The organism is Sulfuriferula sp. (assembly GCF_054605375.1).
Map to the genome: position 1 here is coordinate 93,476 of NZ_JBTSEG010000002.1, position 17,839 is coordinate 111,314.

Sequence of the window (17,839 nt, forward strand, 5' to 3'; positions counted from 1 at the left end):
AATAGCGCGTTCCGCTGTAGAAAACCACGGAGTATCCATTGATGCTTTTTGACTTCAAGAAAAGAAAAGCCTCCAGGTTGCATGAGAAGGCACAGCAGCTGGAAAAAGAATGCAAAATCGACGAGGCCATCGCGAAGTATCTTGAAGCGATCGCCCTCGATCCGGAAAAATCGGAGAGCTATTACAACCTCGGGCTGATCTACAAATATCAGGGCGAGTGGCAGAAATCGTTCGAGTTCAATCAGAAGGCCAACGAGTTGCATCCGGAAGATGAGGCGGCCAGATGGAATCTGGCCATCGCGCCGCCACCGCGCTCAGGAATTGGGCGGTGGCCCGTAAGATGTGGGAAGAGAACGGGATCACGCTGACAGGAAGCGCGGGGCCAATCGAAATGGATTTCGGCATGACGCCTGCACGCCTGAATCCGGATGAAAATGGCGAAGTCGTATGGGCGACGCGCATTGATCCTGTTCGTGCACGCATCGACAGCATTCCTTTTCCCGAGTCTGGTTTTCGCCACGGCGATGTGGTGTTACACGACGGGGCAGCTGTCGGCTACCGCAAGCTGGAGGCGCATGAATATCCGGTGTTCAACGTGTTGGAGCTGTTCGAGCGCTCCGGCTACACGACGTGCGTGGCCACGGTATCGGTGGAGTGCGATTCGGATCTGGATGCGCTTGAAAAGGACTTCTCTGCCATACAAAGTCACTACGAGGATTGGACGCGGAATGTTCGAACACTTTGCAGGGCGTGCAGCGAAGGGCAGCCGCATGCGCAGCACGATCACGAACTGAAGGACGAATGGTTCCCGGAAAGACGCCTCGGTATAGCAGTTTATCCCGGTGACGACATACAACAGATACTTGCAAACTGGCAGAAAAAAACTGCAGGGCGGGTTTTGTCTATAGAACCAGAAATCATGCACTAACTATTTCTTGTGGCCGATCTTGCAAGCGCCCGCCCGCTTTCAGCCAGCCAGTTTAGTCACACGCTGAACGGCTGCTTTGCCAGCACAACCAGCCATTGGCTAACGATCCGTGAATATCTGGATCTGGCAAACAACTGCCCATCGCTTAGGTGTAGTAGTTCCGACTTGTCTGACATTAGGGCCTTGCCAAAGGGAGGTGTTTCTTGTGAGCTGTCAAAGCGCCACCGCATAATAGGGGACGATGCTGCCAGCAACACAGGTGGAACCAACTGCAACGCCTTCGGCGATAGCCTTTCCAGTGGCGAGGTCGTCGTTGTCGATCTTGCGATCCATCTCCTGGACAACCCGCAGGGCAGGTTTGCGAATTCAACCACGTGCGTAATGGAGGGCGCGAACTGGCTCTACCGCTATCACGCGATACCCCATCTCGCTACCGGCTTTGGGATTATGGGAACGACCGAATGGTCAGAACCGCTTGTGCCGGTCATCATCACAAAACCATAACACAATTGCGGTATCTTCAAATTAGCCAATATTTTGATGCTTCACCCAGTTTATTGAAAGTCATTACTTAGTGGCCTTGCCATGCTAACCCAAGCCAAACCCATCATTGCCGAAACCGAAAACAAGAAGACGCATCAGCACATTGCACGCAGTCTTCTCATTGACACGCCCGTTGCTTCACCCGAGGAAACCAACGATGCGATTTTTCAACTATTCACGCAAAATCCCGACCTCAACGGCCTTCCCATTGTCGAAAATGCTCGGCCTATTGGATTGATTAACCGAAATATGTTCATGGACAGCATTGCGCGCCCCTTCCGTCGCGAAATATTTGGCCGCAAGAGCTGTATTGCATTCATGGACAAGACCCCGCTTATCGTTGAACAAGATACCAGCATCCAGGATTTAAGCTTTCTGGTTGTGAAAGCGGGCAGAAAAGCGCTGACTGATGGCTTTGTGATTACCTCGGGGGGCGACTACCTTGGCATGGGAGAAGGGCACGATCTCGTTCGTGCCATTTCTGAACTGCAAGCGAAAAAAAATCAGCTTGTGATGGAAAGCATTGATTATGCGAGCGTCATACAAAAATCCTACCTGCATTCATCCAAGGATGACATGGCCCTGTCACTTCAGGACTATTGCGTTCACTGGGAACCGCGCGACATTGTCGGCGGAGATTATTATTACTTCTCCAAATTTGACGACGGTTTCTTTTTCGCCATCATAGATTGCACTGGACATGGTGTTCCGGGCGCATTCATGACACTCATTGTGGCGTCGACACTTGACCAAGTCCTGCCACATGAAACCAGGCACGACCCGGCCGCCATTCTTTCAAAGATGAACAGAATTATCAAAACCTCTCTCGGGCAGATTGACAAGAAGACAGAAACAGTCGCACGCCTCAGCATCGCAGCGGAAGACGCGGTGGAGGATCAAGTGCAATCCGACGACGGGATGGATGCCGCATTTTGCTGGGTTAACACGCAAACCAATCTCATGACCTACGCAGGCGCAAAAACCGCAATCTTCCATATTCGCGAGGGTGACACAGAAATCTCCGTGTTGGATGGCGATCGCAAGGGCGTAGGGTACGCAAATACTCCGATGGATTTCAGTTGGACAAACAAGGATGTCTCCTTGGAAAAAGGCACTTGTATCTATGTTACGACTGATGGAATCATTGACCAGATTGGCGGGAACAACAATATTGCTTTCGGCAAGCGGCGCTTGAAAGAACTGCTATTCAACTGGCACAAAGAATCCATGCCAGAGCAACAAAGAAAACTCCTCGAATCATTTTGTGCCTATCAAGGCGAGCAACCCAGAAGAGACGACGTGACCTTCTTTGGCTTCAGATACTAAAAACACTTACACCACAGGAACATTTCCAAATGCAGCTTGACCAGTTCAACGCCTTTCGAGATTCCGCACACCAAGCGGGAGTCATATTTTTCTACACCGGCTATTTTTCACAAAGCATTATTTCCGCAATGGCCGATTCAGTCAAACATAAATTGGCATTGGATGAAACGAGCGGCACGACAGCCCGAAAAGTATTTTCGACATTCGTCGAAATGGCTCAAAACGTCATTCATTATTCCGAAGACCATTTGACCGATGAAGACGCCACAGATAATGAAATGCGCTTCGGAACGGTGGCCGTGGGTCGTGAAAATGAAAAGTATTTCATCGTTTGCGGCAATGTTGTGGACAAGAGCAAGATACCCATGTTGCGCGATAATTTAAATAGCATTCGCGCCATGTCCCTGGATGAAATCAAGACGGCATACAGGCAGCAACTGAGGTCAGAAAGTGAAGTGGCGGGCAAAGGCGCTGGTTTGGGTTTCTTGACGCTAGCCAGAGACGCTGCCGCGCCTATCGAATACTTTTTTGTGGATATGCCTGAAAAGAATGAGGCGAACTCATTTTTCTATTTGAAGGCAATCATTTAATGCAAGCAAAGGAGTAAAAATGGACGACTATTACGTGCCCGCAAGCAGCAGTTCTCCCGAAATTGATTTCAGGTTCTCGCAGAACACGCTGAGCATTAAAGGGGAGTCCTACCCCGAAAATGCAGCGGCTTTTTATGGACCGATCCTATCCAGCCTAAAGTGTTATCTCGGATCTTTGCAAGAAGGTTGCGCCGAAATCAATGTTGAATTGAAGTACTTCAACAGCAGCAGCACTAAAATCCTGCTCAATTTATTCGAGATACTCAACAATTCGGTACTTGCCGGTAACGAGATAACGTTGAACTGGTATTACCATGAAGATGACGACACCATACTCGAGTTTGGTGAAGACCTTTATTCCGATTTTGGTTCGTTGACATTCAATCCCATCGCAGTTACAAATGCCTGATTTCGATTTGTTTGCTGCGGAGAAATCCGTGATTCAGGACATATCCATCAATCTGCAGCGCGAATATCTTGGCATCGAGGATGCCAGGCGACTGCTGGAGAAGCTCCTTGGTCATTATGAAAGGCTGCTACGGGAGACGCAGCAACTAATCAAAATAAGCGATCGAAAAGCGCGCGAACTCAATCGAGTCAATCACAAGCTGCAGCAACTGTCCAAGGATCTTGAGTTTCAAGCAACACACGACGCACTTACCAGTGTATACAACAAAGGCGCCATTACCGAAATAATTCAGGATCTCCTCTCCATGGGCGATTTTACACTCATTCTGTTTGATATTGACCACTTCAAAAAGGTGAACGACACCTATGGGCATTTGGTTGGTGATCAAGTATTGAGTCTGGTAGCAAATCTGGTGGAGGAAAACCTCAAGCATAAGGATTATATTGGCCGCTTCGGCGGAGAGGAGTTCGTGGTTATACTAAGCGAGACCCCTATGACACAGAGTGTCGTGATGGCCAGCAGCCTGCTTAAGATTATCGAAAATGTTGCCCTGATTGTGGATGGCATTCAGGTGAAGGTGACTGTCAGCATGGGGCTCACAATGTGCAAAAAAAACGAATTATTTGCAGATGTGTATGCCCGCGTCGATAAACTGCTCTATGCTGCTAAACAGGGCGGAAGAAACAGAATTGAGGTTTAAATCAGCACGCCGGTTATCTGCCGCCACCCTGTTCAAACGGAAATGGCAGAATAACAACGCTATCGTTGTGTCGGAAACACTCGACCAGTACAGCATTTATTCGCCAGGCAAACCGACAAGCACTCGAAGCCGCGCTTTGGTTTTTGTGTATCGATCCAGCCGCCAGTTTTGCATGATTGAAATAGCCAAATCGAAATCGTCGTAGGGCAGCTCGTACAACGCTGCCAAATCGAATTTTTCCTTCAGACACAGCGCCCGGATCAGTTCTTTAAAAACGGCATGATGAGGATTGTCCGGGTCGCTGGCAAGGCACTGCTCGAGTTGTTTCAAGGTATTCATCTTGGTTTTCATCTCCCCTCCTCGTGAAACGGTTTCGTATGGCACCAATGACGGTTTGGACTGTACTACACCCAGATTGCAATCGTCACCATCGATTGAGTCAGCCGGATGCGCATGTACGGGTTATATTTTGTCGTCATCGATGCACGCAACTTTCAGTGAGCGAAAACATGTCGTCTTGTCCGAGAGCCCAGTGGGATGAGAGATTACACTGACTCCCGTTAATCGAGATGGCGCTCCAGAGCAAGTGGTTCGGCAGAACGCCGACCCGCCTGTCATCCCTAAACCTAGCGGTGTGTATTCCGATGAAAACCGCCAGTCATACCGACCCCAAACCCGCCCCTTGTTCCGATGAGGTTCTGCCAGCAGGTTTTTAATTATGGGTATCCGTATTTTGCGGTTGATTTCCCAATTTTAGGAGTCAGGCGTTTTTGTTGTGTAAAACGTATTTTGCGGTTGACTATGGCCCAGAATCTGCCTGCTGTAACCATATTAATAAAACGTATTTTGCGGTTGAAATGACAAACTTGACCGGCAAGCGCTACTGCCGCTAAAGGGCTACGCAGCGAAGCGGTTAGGTGTAGCGACCCGAAATCCAAACCGCCGCGACCTGCAATCCATCTGCTTCGGCCAACACCATTTGCAACCGACGCAGCTATTTTCTTACCATCTGGCAAATCGTGGCGACCCTGTAAGGCGGGTAGTTCTCCTCATGCCTCAGTCATCCCGGTGTCATGTTGCGTGTATAGCATAGCCTTGACGCACTTCCCTCCCTGCGTCCTTTGGGTCCTTATGGGCGCCTTTTGCGGCGCCCGTTTTTTTGAAGCATGCGACAACCGGTCAGCGGCAGCTCCCCATGTCATCAGGCCATCACATTCTCCCGCGGCACTCTGCGCATGGCCCAACCCCAAAGCTACGACGAATTTCTGCAAAAAATCCATCCGGTTCGCCACAGCGCATCGCTGCTGCGTTTTGCGGGGATGTTTGTGGTGGCGTTTTTCCTGCTGCAGTGGGGTTATCAGGCTCTCAGCGATACGGCGCTCTACCGGTTCTACCTGGAAACGCTCACGGTGCGGCCCAGCGCGGCCATGATCCAGCTGATTGCGCCGGCAGACGGGGTGGGCGCAGAAGGCCAACACCTGGCGTGGCCGGGCGGCAGGCTGTCGATACTCAACGGCTGTGACGGCGCCGAGGCGATGGAATTGTTGATGGCCGCCTTTATTGCCGTTGCCGGCAGTTGGCGCATGCGCCTGAGTGGCATCGTATTCGGCAGCGTGCTGATCTATGGATTGAACCAAGTGCGCATCGTGGCCCTGTACTTTGCCGTGCGTCACGATAAGTCGCTGTTCGAACTGAACCACGGACTGGTCGGGCCGCTGATCATCATCGCCGTGGCGTGGGCTGTTCTTCGTCTGGTGGATAGGCCGTAGTGCATCGACAGAACCTGTTTAACGCGGCGCTGACGTTCGCCGTGACCGCGGGTGGGCTGGCCTGGCTCGCTTATCACTTCGCCGCGCCCCTGATCGAACTGCTGCTGCCGCTGTTCCGCAGCGAACTGCATCTGCTCCTGCCGGCATTCCATATCGACTTCCTGGGTGGGCGCATCGAGCACAACGAAGCTGCGGTGGCGTTAACCGCGACGCTCACCGAATACCGCGTGGTATTGGGGCAAATCTTCCCCAGCGGCGCATCAGTCACTGCCTCGACCCTGACCGCACATGCCTGGGTGCATCCGGTGTTAATCCTCGCGCTCGCCGCCAGCTGGCCCAACATCGCGCTCAAGCACCGGCCCGGGCTGATGGTGCTGTGCCTGCCCGTGGTGCTGGCAGAGATGCTGGATATCCCCTTGATCCTGTGGGGCGCAGTGGAAGATGTGCTGTACTGGCAAGCCGACCCCACCCGCATCAATGAATCCCTCGGCTCGCGCGTGCAACACTTCCTCGACGGCGGTGGGCGCTACGTGATTCCTATTGTGCTGGCACCACTGGCGATTGCCTTGTTTTGCAAACTTGTATTCCCTCGCAAGATTGCCCACGGCAAACAGTAACGAATAGACCGAACGGGCTACGGTTAGGTCAGCACACCAGCATAGGCCGGTAACATTCTCCCACTAAAGTCTTGCGTCAAGAGGAGTCATTTTTTCGCAATCTAATAAATTTTGTTCCGATCGTAATCGATCAAAATCAGGGGGAGCGCAATGCCACATCTGCTGCGCAGGATTGTCTTTGTCGCAGTCGCGTGGCTGGTCGCAGCTGGCCCGCTGCAGGCTGCCAGCGTCTATCAGGCGCCTGCTAACAACGCGGTCCAATGGCTCAATTCCCAGCAAAATCCAGATGGAAGTTGGGGCTTGATCTACGAGGAGCAGTTCCTCGTTACCTCCGAAGTCGTGCGCGCGCTTGCCGCCTATCAGCAAAAGGGGGCGACCTACTATAAAGGCGCTACCTGGCTGGAGAATCACAACCCGATTAATGTTGACTATCAAGCGCGGACAATTCTCGCACTGAAGCCGCAAGGCGAGTTGGTCAACGACAACATCGCTTTTTTGCAGAGCGCACAAAACCTGATGATAACTGGCAACGGTGGTTGGGGTGTGTCATCGGCATACCAAGGTGCTGCAATGGATACCGCACTCGCACTTCAGGCAGGCTTCGTCGCCGGTGGTATCGGAAACTATGGAAGCGCGACGTCTTTTCTCAAATCCATCCAACTTGGGGGCACCTCCGACAAAGGGTGGGCGATCGGCGACAACACTGCTAGCGATCCCATCGTGACGGCTCTAGTAGGGCAAGCGCTCGTCCCATACCGGGCGACCGATTCGACCTTGACCACGCCGATTGCGAGTGCGGTTGCCACGCTTAATACCCAAGTCAACAGTACTTCGCCCGTTGCCGTACAGGCGATCACCGTTCTGGCGCTGCTGCGTGATAATCCGGCCTCAAGCACGGCGGCTAACTTGTTAGTCGGCCTCATGGGTAGCCAAGGCACCGGCGGCGATTGGCAAGGCGATCTCTACACCACGGCGCTTACAACCGCGACGGCAAGATCGATCTCGCGTTATTTGAGACGCGGCTTATCAATCCGGGTCCTTATTCTTCGTCGTGGGACTACGCAGGAGGTGACATACGGTTGCTCAAGAATACTTCGGCGGGGGGGCTAATCAACTTCGCCGAGGATACGAGTATTCCTTTTTCTAGCAGTGGGAGCGTTCTCAATTACGGCGGTACAGTGGGCGATTACGACAACGATATGAATGTCGATTTGCTGATCGCCAACCGCGACGGAAACTGGGCGCCGAGCGATCCTTTTACTGCGCTCTATCACAACAATGGCAATGGGAGCTTTTCTAGTGTTGGGCTGCCCGCGGGGATTGAAGCGCTTAGCCCAGGTACGCAGAATTTCCTGGCGGGATTTGCAGATTTGAATGGGTTCAAACTCGGTGGTGCTTCGCCTGCCGCCACTGCTGGCGGTGTTCAACTGGGTAATTTGGTTGGCGCCCTCACGGCTTTTAATCCAGGAGATTCGGGCGCATCCCCGACGTCATTCAGCAACCAATCCGGGCTTGGCGTGGGTGCATTTCCGGGTGCCGCTGGGGGTTTTCTGATCTATCCGAACAAGACCAATACAAACCAAATGCAGCAGGTTTACTCGAAACCTTGAGCATATGACAGACACAGAGAAACAGGGCTTGAGGCGGCGTGTCTACCTGTTAATATTCCTCCAACTTCTGGTTCCTGGAATTGGCTTCGGCATAGTTATATTTATCATTTCGCTGTTCAGAACTGGCAGTGTTGCTGAGTACACTCGCTTCGCTGCCTTGTTTGCTTTTTTCGTGTTTCTTGTGGGTGGGATTCTTCGGGTATTCCTGGTCTTCGTAGTAAATCGTTGGAGGAGTCGAAAGGGTCTGGATGACATTTATTGAAGGCATAAAGGTACCCCCGCCTTTTCGCCGAGAGTTTTTGAATTCGCGCATCTTATGCCTTTGAGCACGCATGGCATGGCCTTGCGTGCGGGCAGGTGTCCAGAGCGACAGACATCACCATCCCTTATGCGAACCCGAGCGGGCGCGCAGCGGTACGCCTACCGAGCCAGCAGAGGCAGCACCATCGACGAACTGGTGGCAGGCTATACTTACCAGGGCGGCAAGCTGACCCCGGTGATGTTCCAGCACGATCAGGTGATGAGCGTGGTGGCGGCGACCCAGCCGAATGGCGGCACGCAGGAAGCATTTACCTTCTGGGCGTTCGGCGAGACGCAATCGACGACCGGCACGCCGGTCAGCCGGCTCAAGTTCACGGGGCGTGAAGATGACGGAACGGGCTTGTATCAGTACAGAGCCCGATATTACGATCCCACCATCGGCAGATTCATCAGCGAAGACCCGAAGGGGTTTGCGGGCAGCGGCAGCAACTGGTACGCCTATGTGGGGAATAATCCCATCAATGCCAATGATCCGAGTGGGTTTGATACACAAATTAGCGGTTCAGTTGGGGGTACCGTGGCAGCAGTTATACTTGGCCTTGGCGGAAATATTTCTTTAGGGATATCTGTACCAGATGACCCCAAAAACTGGCGCGGCTATCAAGTGTTTGGTAGTGCACAGGTGAATGGAATGGGCGGAGGCGGGGGATATTTAGGATATGGGTATAGCGGAAACATGTCCACGTCCAAAGGGCCGCTCAAATCGGTATTTAGCACAGACAGTGGTTGGTATGCAGAAGTAGATGCTGGACTTGGACCTATATCTTTTGGTGGGAGCGTTCAGGGTCCAAAAGGGAGCCTACCAAACTCAGGTGGTGTTTCGATACCTAGGGTCGGCGAAGGTGTGGGAATCTGGGTTGCGCCATTGGGGAGTTATGGATCGGCTTCAATGGTATCCCCAACGCTAGGAAATATAGTAGACGGTTTGCAGAATTTATTCAGTTATTCGCAAAATTCATCTGTAACCACGCACCCATTCGGTAATACGATTCCTGCGCAGCCTACTGGACATGTCAGTTGGGAAGAGGTGACGGACAATCCAGCATCAGGTGCGGCAGGCGGTTTCCTGCTCTATCCGAATAAGCCCAACACCAACCAGATGCTTGGCGTCTATGCCAAACCCTAAATGAAGCGCAATACCATCATGATCACAATAGTTGTGGTGACAAAGCCCCACAATAAAAATTGAAATGTCCCGAAACTACGCTGACTTGTACCATAAGCTTCTCCTCCACCTTCTAAAGGGGTTCATGACTATTGGATTGATAGTCTTTATGGGTATGCTTCTATTGGCCTGCATTGATGTAATTTTTAGGCGAGGAACTCTATGGGGCTACGATTGGTGGTCTATAGTATTTAGCGCGCTCTTATCAATTTTATGCGTTGTTATTAGGCACGTGGCAGTTGTAGCACTGTCAAAAAGTTGAACAGTCGCAACGGTGATCGGACAGAAGCTGGGCGAGACGCCTGCAAGTTCATCGGGTTCCTCCTCTCCGTTCGCGCCCACCGCAGGCGCTTCGTTCAATGACCTGAGCGGCGGTGCCAGCTTCGGGTCAGGCGCAGCAGGAGGTTTCCTGATTTATCCGAACAAGCCCAATACCAACCAGATGCTGGGAGTCTATGCCAAACCCTGATAGCCCCGATCAGATGAAGAAGATGGTCTCAAGTGCAGCGTGGACATTGTTTGTAATATTGTTGAGTGTGCTCGTTTTATCAGGCTACGGAATTGTAATAGTCTTTGGCCTGCCGTGGCCCGGGCCTCCCGGTAGTGGAAGTGTCGCTGTCGCAACAGGATGGTTAGCGATGTTAGTCGCTCCCGTGCTCACGCTAGTTACCCTTATCCTTTTGATTCCATATGCACATCGAAACATAGAATATGGGCGCAAGCTGACCGCTGCCTTTAAAACATCAATGATCGCTGGTGTTGCACTAGGGTTCATGGCAAGCCTTTTGTTATTAGGGCCGAGCTTATGGCGTGGCCACTATTCCGTGTGGTGGGGAGGTGCGCTAAGTTTGCTTCTTGTCACCATTGCGTTTGGCTCAAGTTTTGTGGGATTGTTGCGATTCTTACCGTGGCGACGCGGTAAGCGGCAAAACTTCACGTGAGGTGGCAGCTGGTGGTGGAGTCCGGCGATCTATCAGTACAGAGCCAGGTATTACGATCCCACCATCGGCAGATTCATCTCGGAAGATCCGAAGGGGTTTGCTGGGGTGCGGGAGTGTTTCAGCGGACTGTGCAGCAGGGGAGAAGCTTCGATGCGGTTTTTGATACGAAGCAGACTTCCGCTTCGGCCCTGATTGATTGGGGGCGTTCGTATATTCAAAATAATAGACTTTTTGGAGCATCCGGTAATGCCTCTCTCGCTGAAACTGCGTATTCCACTAGTTGTTTGGCTTAACCACGAGGCTTTTTACAGTCCGCAAACTGTGTTTTTTTTGGGTTCATGAAGGCCAATAACGGCGCGGAGTGGTTTTATTTTGCGGACTGAAAACCGGGGTTATTTCGTTGTGATCCACAAAAAATCGGGTATCCGTATTTTGCGGTTGAAGTCAGGTTAAATCTCGCCCAGCTCGACCCACCGCGTCAGTGTTGATATATTCACGCCGTAGTTCTTCGGTACTTGTGTTGATCGCTCGTTGCAGGGTCGTAGGTAGTGCGATAAACATGTGTCCAGGCCGCGAGCTAGTCCAAGACATGCACGCGCAGATTCGAATCGTTCACGTGGATTGTGACGCCCACTAGCGCCCCCGCCGATGGCAATCCATCGGCGGGTCATTATCGGAAGGGATGAACGGTTGCTGATTAAAGCAGGGATACCCGGAAGTTGTCAGCACAGCACACCTCGAAATTCGCAAGCTATTCAATGCTGCTGTTTGCGCCTACTTACCCAAGCCATGTTCGCCAACAGCAAGCTACCCATGAGAATAACGCCCCATTCCGGCAGCGTGGGAACATCGGTATCGTTGGCGGCAGCCACGGGCGCGTTGACCGTGCTGGAAACGGCGGCAGAATTGTTGGCGCCATTCGGATCGACCGCGTCCGACGACACATAGGCCGTGGCGCTGAGCGCACCCGTTGCCATGGGTGTGACAACAACCTGCAAGCCGGTGGCCGAGCCGCTATTCATGGTTCCCAAATTGCAGACAACGGTTCCGCTACTCGGCGTGCACGCGCCCGAGGCCGATACGAACGTAGCCGATCCGGCCAGGGCCAAGGTCACTACAGAATTGGGGGCGATGCCACTCCCTGGATTCGATGCCGTGAAGCTGTAAGTCAAATGGCTACCCGTCACAACCGGATTAGGCGTTGCGCTTAATATCACGGACATATCCGCTTGCGCGGTCGTGGCATTGGCGGTGTTGTAGGTACCGATATTCGCTAGGCCATGCGTCGCTATCGGGGTGGTTTGAGCCGCGCTGGATGTGGTGCCATTGCCCAGTTGGCCGCCGTTATTGGCGCCCCATTCCTGAATCGTCAAGTCAGCGTCTAGAGCAAGCACATGCCCGGCTCCCGCGGCAATGGCCACGGCCTTGGTTACGCCTAGCGATTGAACTGGGGTTGTGCTGTAAACCAGATTGCCGCTGCTGCCATTTCCCAATTGGCCATCGTAATTATTTCCCCAGGCCCATACCGTGCCATCTGATTTCACTGCCGTCGCAAAATATCTTTCGCCAGCAGCAATCGAAATCACATCGGTCAATCCGCTGACCTGTACCGGCAGATACCTGGAGCTAAGGGTACCGTCTCCCATCTGGCCGAACGAGTTGTATCCCCAAGCCCAGACGGTACCGTCTGACTTGAGGGCCAGCGCAGTATCATTGTCTACGGTGCCCGTTGCATCGCCAGCGGCGGCAATTGCGATGATATCGGTCAATACAGGCACCTGAATGGGGGTGTTCGATTCGCTGGCATTGAAAGCGTCGGTTACATTTGCCAGAATCCCCCAGGCCCAAACTGTGCCATCATTTTTGAGCGCAATGGAGCGCTTTCCTCCAGCGGCAATCGCGACGATGCCAGTCAAGCCAGTAACCTGCACGGGCGTCAGTTTATCCACATAAGTACCATCACCCAATTGCCCGTAGAAGTTATACCCCCAGGCCCACACCGTGCCGTCCGACTTCAGCGCCAGGGTATGATCATAGCCGGCGGCGGTGGCGGTTACGCCAGTTAGCGTAGCGACTTGTACGGGTGTGCCTTGATCGACGGTGGCATTGTTACCAAGCTGCCCGTAACCGTTATAGCCCCAGGCCCAGACGGTGCCGTCCGATTTTACCGCGGTATTGTGGAAATCCCCGGCGGCAAGGTCGGTGACGCCACTGCTTAAAGTGGAGATCGGGCCTGGATACGCGCGTACTACGCCCAAACTGCTCCCGTCACCCAGTTGTCCGTTGCCGTTGTATCCCCAGCTGACCACGCTTCCATTGGCCTGCAAAGCGACAGAGTGATACTCGCCGCCACCCACGCCACTCTCGGCCACATGTACCGCTTCAGCCGCATCCAATATGCCGGCGCCGCAAAGCAAAGGGGTGCAGTCGCGTCCGGTGCCGGTCGGAAACACCCGGGCCGTCTTTTGCAGCATGGCACGGACTTGCCGGAAGTTAAGCTTGCTCCGGGCGGAGAGCATGAGCGAGGCCACCCCGGACACATGGGGTGCAGCTTGGCTGGTGCCAACTATGGTTATATAGGCGTTGTCGTTGACGGCTGTTGTCGTGCCGCTGTCGCCCGTGGATTTGATCCAGTCGACGGGGAATCCCGTGTTCTCGCCGCCGGGCGCACTGAGTGCCAACACACTGCCATAGTTACTAAACTGGCTTTCGCCGCCTTGCCTATTTACCGAACCGACCGTTACGACATTGGCGCAATTGGCGGGCCAGGTATTACCTGCGTTAACACCATTGGTGCCATCGCCGTTGCCCGCCGCTGCGACTATGACTACATTCTTTTTGACGGCAGCGTTGATGGCAGCTTGAAGATCTGGAGGACAAACACCGCTGCCACCGAAACTTATGTTCAGTACCTTGGCAGGGTTGGGGTTGGTCGGCGTCCCGCCGCTCGCGATTCCAGCCACCCAGAGTATTGCGTCTCGAAGATCTGGCTCCGCTCCTTTCCCGCATTTCCCGGAGATTCGCACTGGGAGTATCTTGGATATCCAATTAACACCAGCAATCCCAAAGCTATTATTGCTGTTGGCGCCGACAATTCCTGCGACGTGCGTACCATGCCAAGAGCTTGGAATCATTGTTTGTCCCGGAGGAATGACGCAGCCACTAAGAGAACTCGGGTTTGCAGTAATATCTGCTTGTGTCACCCAGCTACCCGGATCGGTAGGATCGGCATCGCGACCGCTGCCATCACTCGCAATCACAGGGTCGCTTACAAAATCATAGCCAGGCACGGTGCGCCCAATAATATCGGCATGATTGGGCAGAATGCCGCCGTCCAGAACCGCGACCACAATATTGGTGCCGCCGATGTCGGTATCCCAAGCGGGCGGAAGGTTCACTCCGCCTGCTGATTGCTGGAAATTCCATTGCAAAGATTGATACAAGGCATCGTTTGGAATACGCATCTCGTAGCCTGTGAGGCTTGGACTCGCATACTCCACATCAGGGTGCTTCGCGATCTTATCTGCGATTATTTGCGCTTCCCGTGGCGTCATTGCACGCGGTAGCAAAAGAAGATGGTGTTCTTCGATGAGTTCGAGGCCGTCCGCCTTGCTAAGCTTGCGCGCTTCTACCTCACTGATGGGCGGATCTTCGTGAAGGACACGAATTTCATGGGACAAGCTTCTTGGCTTTAGCTTTAGGTTGACGCCCGCCGCTTTGCTAAGCTTGCGGACTTCTTCCGCGCTCATAGGCGCCTCTTCGCGCCGGTACTCCTTTGTCCCATTACCCCAGTCGTAGTGCCGATTTACATAGGTACGCACTTGAGGCTTGAGCGTAACCACAATTTCCGTGACGCTCGGCGTAGCCTCTTCCTTCTTGAGATCACGCAACATTGGGCCATGGAGAATGCCGGTTTCTTCACCCCAAGTTGGGCCGGCAAGTGAAAATAATGTTGAAATTGCAAGAACCACATAAAGGCAACGGCGAATCATTTTTCTTCTCCCTGGTGAGAAATCGTGGTCGCAGGCTAGCGCGGAAGCTATGAGAGTCATTCACTCATCTCCACGGGCGGGGTTCATCCGCCAGGATCGGCGTAGACGATGTCTTTGCGTTTCTTCAGGCGTTCCAGAATAATGGAAATCTGTGCAGGTTGTGTGAGGCCGTTTACACGAAATACGTGGTCTCCACGGCCTTTTTCAAACAAGTATGCAAGTGTCACACCCACGTCCTGAGAAAGACGCGATACAAAGGCAGGAAGGCTTGGATCGGCAACCGTTTCGGAAAACTTGACGATGACCTGAGGAAACTCGCTTGAATTAAATGTGCCATTTTCTACAGCTGAAATGACGTCACCACGCATTTGCAAGCGGTGCAATAGATCAGCTAACTGAAGATCCGGAAATAGACCATTTACCTGGAATACTTGATTGCCATCCGGCTCTTCATGGAGATACGAAAGCGTAACGCCCACATCACGGGTCAATGCGCCAATAAACTCGGGGGTGAATGGCGCTGTGACGCCGCTTGAGAATCGGACGATAACCGGAAAGGAGAAGTTTTTAACTTCCCCCGCGGCAACCGAAAGACCACTGAAGAACGATGAACATAGCAAAATTCCCATTCCGCCGCATATAGCCGATCGCATCGTTTTTCCTTCTCGCATTTGAACAAACTCGACAGTCATTAATGAAGAAGGGGTGGGGTGTTGGGTGGCCGCTTGTTGAACTCTGGATCGATCGGTTCCACGTTCTCGATATCGGGACGTGCGGAGAGCTTGGTGGCAATCGCCCAGGCTTCGGCTCGGGTCATGGCGCGCGGCAGGCCGACAAGGTGGGCATTGTCCGGCGTGACCGCGTTGGAGGTGAGATTCACGCCCGCAGTAGCGCTCAAGTCCGCTGCCTCGTTCGCAGTAAGGGGCGTTTTGGGCGGATGTTGAGTCTGTGCTTTGAGCCGGATGTGCAGTTGAGTGACATTGGCCACGTCGCCCTGTGCATGGGCTGTGAAGGCGAAGAAGGTCCATAAGAAGATGAGACTGATTTTTCTGAGCATGACTTTCCCTTTCGTGGAGATGAGACTGAGCTTTCTCTGGTCAGCCTGTTCCCTGGGTGAGTTTTTGGATTTCTTGGGGTCAGATTAGAAGGCGTTCATGACAGGTAATGAGGGTTAATCTTCAGCTTTCCTAGCCCGTTTGGCCTATGCGCCGCCGTGTGGCAGGTGGAGGGTCGGGACTCGAAGAGAGGTTGTCCGCGCACAGTCTACTGAGGGCATGATGACGGGGGCAGCGGGGTGGGCTGGGTGCTGAATTCTGTTCCTGATCCATCGCTTGGCATGACCAGGCTACTCAAGCAACCCATGTCTGGTGATTTAACCCAGGCGTGACTCAGTTACAGCTTTGGCCGCTGACCGAGTTTGTCATTTCAACCGCAAACTACGTTTTACACAACAAAAACGCCTGACTCATAAAATGGGGAAATCAACCGCAAAATATGGATACCCTTTTTAATTTCGTGATGCTAGACCAGCATGGTCGAGATCAGGGCATATTGATGGGCTTCGGATAGACATTTTGCAAGGACTGCCAGACGTCGCTTAAGCGGCCAAGTTATCTGCCACTAAATCTAGCAGGCTGTGCATTGATTTGTCCCACTGGAAATGAGCTTGACCATCGTCAAACGTCTGTCGGCAATTGGAGCAAGCTGTGACTGCCAGTTCTGCACCCGTGTCGTCGATTTGTTTCATTTTGATCTCGCAATAGAAAGCCCGACACAAAGGTGTCGGGCCGAATTTAAAATGTGATTCCTCCTTGAATTAACTTTCACTGGCATCCATCCCGGCGTCGCCAAACGCCGAAATCCATGCCACCGGCCTGCACCGCAGGCCGTCATTATCAACGAAGCGTGTAATACCCACGCTTCCCGGCCGAATCCACCCCGCCAAGGGTGAATCCGGTCTGCAGCCTACCGCCAGGCAGGCTGCAGTTTTCGCTTGCTGTCCGGCTACCAACCGGACTCGTCTACTTCTCGTCGTGTCGTTTCCACAACTCGATCTGGCTTTCGGCCAAACGTCAACGTCGAAGAAACACGCTCATACGCGTTACAGATTTTGCGGATTCGTTACATCCGTCGCGCCAGGTGCCACCCTGGCGCGCTGCTCGGCGCATTTCGCACCACTTAGATCAACTTCTTGCGTTCATGCAGGAACGCCGCTGGCTCACGCCATGGCAACGGCAAGGGGCTGGATACCCTGTTTCAGACGGGAGAACCGGGAGAAGACCCTGTCTTACTTCTAAAACCGTTGTACTCCATGACGCTTCCACCAAATTGCAGGCACTATCGGCCCTATACGGCTTCTGCACTTTCCAGACGGCACCCTGTTATGGGCGCTGTTACAGGTTTAAGCTCTCAGCGCGGCTTGCAGCTTCCCAGGTGCGACCCTGGTTCACCACACGCTCGCCCGACGGGTCCAACGCACTCGCGTTGTCCAGCCGAGGTGCACATCACTGTGCACGATTTCGCAGCCATCCTGTCTGGCACACGTTATGCGGTTTTCCCGCATCCCGTGGTTGAGACTCGCACTCAATTTCCAGATGATCAGGGACACCGGGGCATTTGCTCCCCGGGCCCTTTTCGTGTTCGCACCAGTCCCACCTTCCCAGGTGATTGGCATGGGATAAAGCGGCGGGATTACGCTGTCTGTTGTGTACAGACAGGATTACTCCGCCACCTCCCCCTCGCACCGTGCAAGCTCCATTACGAGCACACGGCGCCACACGACTCGCCTTTGGCAAGGCTGCCGACACAGTCGGCATAGACGAAACAGCAGGGGCGTTGGCGCGCCCCTGCTGCAAATAAGCAGCAGGTGTTGGCGCACCGGAACGCATCCGCAATTTCCATCGAAGAGTTTTGCCCTTGCTTCGTATA

General features: G+C 53.2%; 19 protein-coding genes. 13 read left to right on the forward strand and 6 right to left on the reverse strand.

Going from position 1 to position 17,839, the window contains the following annotated elements; genetic code table 11:
• Positions 1-41 precede the first annotated feature (41 nt).
• From ACYCZJ_RS02045 to ACYCZJ_RS02070, 6 genes are all read left to right on the forward strand, one after another.
• On the forward strand, positions 42-368 hold the full coding sequence (locus tag ACYCZJ_RS02045; protein ID WP_461552559.1) for a tetratricopeptide repeat protein: 327 nt from the start codon (positions 42-44) through the stop codon (positions 366-368).
• A complete protein-coding gene (locus ACYCZJ_RS02050; protein ID WP_461552560.1) occupies positions 329-928 on the forward strand; it encodes a hypothetical protein in 600 nt (199 codons plus the stop codon). The genes ACYCZJ_RS02045 and ACYCZJ_RS02050 overlap by 40 nt, the downstream gene beginning before the upstream one ends.
• 585 nt (positions 929-1,513) lie before the next feature.
• The gene (locus ACYCZJ_RS02055) at positions 1,514-2,797 is read left to right on the forward strand and encodes a SpoIIE family protein phosphatase (RefSeq protein ID WP_461552561.1); all 1,284 of its coding nucleotides are present in this window, start codon (positions 1,514-1,516) and stop codon (positions 2,795-2,797) included.
• Positions 2,798-2,826: 29 nt separating this feature from the next.
• On the forward strand, positions 2,827-3,387 hold the full coding sequence (locus tag ACYCZJ_RS02060) for a SiaB family protein kinase (protein WP_461552562.1): 561 nt from the start codon (positions 2,827-2,829) through the stop codon (positions 3,385-3,387).
• 19 nt (positions 3,388-3,406) lie between these two features.
• Entirely contained in the window at positions 3,407-3,796 is a 390-nt protein-coding gene (locus ACYCZJ_RS02065) for a DUF1987 domain-containing protein (protein WP_461552563.1), read from the forward strand.
• A complete protein-coding gene (locus ACYCZJ_RS02070) occupies positions 3,789-4,496 on the forward strand; it encodes a GGDEF domain-containing protein (RefSeq protein ID WP_461552564.1) in 708 nt (235 codons plus the stop codon). The genes ACYCZJ_RS02065 and ACYCZJ_RS02070 overlap by 8 nt, the downstream gene beginning before the upstream one ends.
• Positions 4,497-4,592: 96 nt before the next feature.
• Here the strand turns inward: ACYCZJ_RS02070 and ACYCZJ_RS02075 are convergent, their stop codons facing one another.
• A complete protein-coding gene (locus ACYCZJ_RS02075; RefSeq protein WP_461552565.1) occupies positions 4,593-4,847 on the reverse strand; it encodes a hypothetical protein in 255 nt (84 codons plus the stop codon).
• Positions 4,848-5,212: 365 nt separating this feature from the next.
• Positions 5,213-5,512, reverse strand: a complete 300-nt coding sequence (locus tag ACYCZJ_RS02080) for a hypothetical protein (protein WP_461552566.1) — start codon at positions 5,510-5,512, stop codon at positions 5,213-5,215.
• A gap of 219 nt (positions 5,513-5,731) precedes the next feature.
• Between ACYCZJ_RS02080 and ACYCZJ_RS02085 the strand changes: the two genes are divergently transcribed.
• The 4 genes from ACYCZJ_RS02085 (at position 5,732) to ACYCZJ_RS02100 (ending at position 8,492) form a co-directional block, all read left to right on the forward strand.
• The gene (locus ACYCZJ_RS02085) at positions 5,732-6,265 is read left to right on the forward strand and encodes an archaeosortase/exosortase family protein (RefSeq protein WP_461552567.1); all 534 of its coding nucleotides are present in this window, start codon (positions 5,732-5,734) and stop codon (positions 6,263-6,265) included.
• Entirely contained in the window at positions 6,265-6,882 is a 618-nt protein-coding gene (locus ACYCZJ_RS02090) for a hypothetical protein (RefSeq protein WP_461552568.1), read from the forward strand. The genes ACYCZJ_RS02085 and ACYCZJ_RS02090 overlap by 1 nt, the downstream gene beginning before the upstream one ends.
• Positions 6,883-7,032: 150 nt before the next feature.
• A complete protein-coding gene (locus ACYCZJ_RS02095) occupies positions 7,033-7,992 on the forward strand; it encodes a prenyltransferase/squalene oxidase repeat-containing protein (RefSeq protein ID WP_461552569.1) in 960 nt (319 codons plus the stop codon).
• A complete protein-coding gene (locus ACYCZJ_RS02100) occupies positions 7,962-8,492 on the forward strand; it encodes an FG-GAP-like repeat-containing protein (protein ID WP_461552570.1) in 531 nt (176 codons plus the stop codon). The genes ACYCZJ_RS02095 and ACYCZJ_RS02100 overlap by 31 nt, the downstream gene beginning before the upstream one ends.
• A 49-nt stretch (positions 8,493-8,541) precedes the next feature.
• Here ACYCZJ_RS02100 and ACYCZJ_RS02105 read toward each other — a convergent pair whose 3' ends face one another.
• A complete protein-coding gene (locus ACYCZJ_RS02105; protein ID WP_461552571.1) occupies positions 8,542-8,805 on the reverse strand; it encodes a hypothetical protein in 264 nt (87 codons plus the stop codon).
• Between the two features lie 144 nt (positions 8,806-8,949).
• On the opposite strand from ACYCZJ_RS02105, the gene ACYCZJ_RS02110 reads away from it, so the two are divergent.
• The 3 genes from ACYCZJ_RS02110 to ACYCZJ_RS02120 all read left to right on the forward strand — a co-directional run bounded on the left by ACYCZJ_RS02110 (position 8,950) and on the right by ACYCZJ_RS02120 (position 11,111).
• On the forward strand, positions 8,950-9,939 hold the full coding sequence (locus ACYCZJ_RS02110) for an RHS repeat-associated core domain-containing protein (protein ID WP_461552572.1): 990 nt from the start codon (positions 8,950-8,952) through the stop codon (positions 9,937-9,939).
• 313 nt (positions 9,940-10,252) lie between these two features.
• Complete coding sequence (locus ACYCZJ_RS02115; protein WP_461552573.1) at positions 10,253-10,447, forward strand: hypothetical protein; 195 nt, start codon at positions 10,253-10,255, stop codon at positions 10,445-10,447.
• Between the two features lie 499 nt (positions 10,448-10,946).
• Complete coding sequence (locus ACYCZJ_RS02120; RefSeq protein WP_461552692.1) at positions 10,947-11,111, forward strand: RHS repeat-associated core domain-containing protein; 165 nt, start codon at positions 10,947-10,949, stop codon at positions 11,109-11,111.
• 563 nt (positions 11,112-11,674) lie between these two features.
• Here ACYCZJ_RS02120 and ACYCZJ_RS02125 read toward each other — a convergent pair.
• The 3 genes from ACYCZJ_RS02125 to ACYCZJ_RS02135 form a co-directional block, all read right to left on the reverse strand.
• Positions 11,675-14,911 (reverse strand): IPTL-CTERM sorting domain-containing protein, encoded by a 3,237-nt coding sequence (locus tag ACYCZJ_RS02125; RefSeq protein ID WP_461552574.1) that lies wholly within the window; start codon positions 14,909-14,911, stop codon positions 11,675-11,677.
• Positions 14,912-14,994: 83 nt separating this feature from the next.
• Entirely contained in the window at positions 14,995-15,564 is a 570-nt protein-coding gene (locus tag ACYCZJ_RS02130) for a hypothetical protein (protein WP_461552575.1), read from the reverse strand.
• A gap of 38 nt (positions 15,565-15,602) precedes the next feature.
• Entirely contained in the window at positions 15,603-15,968 is a 366-nt protein-coding gene (locus ACYCZJ_RS02135) for a hypothetical protein (RefSeq protein WP_461552576.1), read from the reverse strand.
• Between the last annotated feature and the right edge of the window lie 1,871 nt (positions 15,969-17,839).

Coding starts and splice junctions, on each gene's coding strand:
- ACYCZJ_RS02045 (WP_461552559.1), top strand. CDS start 42: ATGCTTTTTGACTTCAAGAAAAGAAAAGCCTCCAGGTTGCATGAGAAG.
- ACYCZJ_RS02055 (WP_461552561.1), top strand. CDS start 1,514: ATGCTAACCCAAGCCAAACCCATCATTGCCGAAACCGAAAACAAGAAG.
- ACYCZJ_RS02060 (WP_461552562.1), top strand. CDS start 2,827: ATGCAGCTTGACCAGTTCAACGCCTTTCGAGATTCCGCACACCAAGCG.
- ACYCZJ_RS02065 (WP_461552563.1), top strand. CDS start 3,407: ATGGACGACTATTACGTGCCCGCAAGCAGCAGTTCTCCCGAAATTGAT.
- ACYCZJ_RS02070 (WP_461552564.1), top strand. CDS start 3,789: ATGCCTGATTTCGATTTGTTTGCTGCGGAGAAATCCGTGATTCAGGAC.
- ACYCZJ_RS02075 (WP_461552565.1), bottom strand. CDS start 4,847: ATGAAAACCAAGATGAATACCTTGAAACAACTCGAGCAGTGCCTTGCC.
- ACYCZJ_RS02085 (WP_461552567.1), top strand. CDS start 5,732: ATGGCCCAACCCCAAAGCTACGACGAATTTCTGCAAAAAATCCATCCG.
- ACYCZJ_RS02095 (WP_461552569.1), top strand. CDS start 7,033: ATGCCACATCTGCTGCGCAGGATTGTCTTTGTCGCAGTCGCGTGGCTG.
- ACYCZJ_RS02105 (WP_461552571.1), bottom strand. CDS start 8,805: ATGCGCGAATTCAAAAACTCTCGGCGAAAAGGCGGGGGTACCTTTATG.
- ACYCZJ_RS02125 (WP_461552574.1), bottom strand. CDS start 14,911: ATGATTCGCCGTTGCCTTTATGTGGTTCTTGCAATTTCAACATTATTT.
- ACYCZJ_RS02130 (WP_461552575.1), bottom strand. CDS start 15,564: ATGCGATCGGCTATATGCGGCGGAATGGGAATTTTGCTATGTTCATCG.
- ACYCZJ_RS02135 (WP_461552576.1), bottom strand. CDS start 15,968: ATGCTCAGAAAAATCAGTCTCATCTTCTTATGGACCTTCTTCGCCTTC.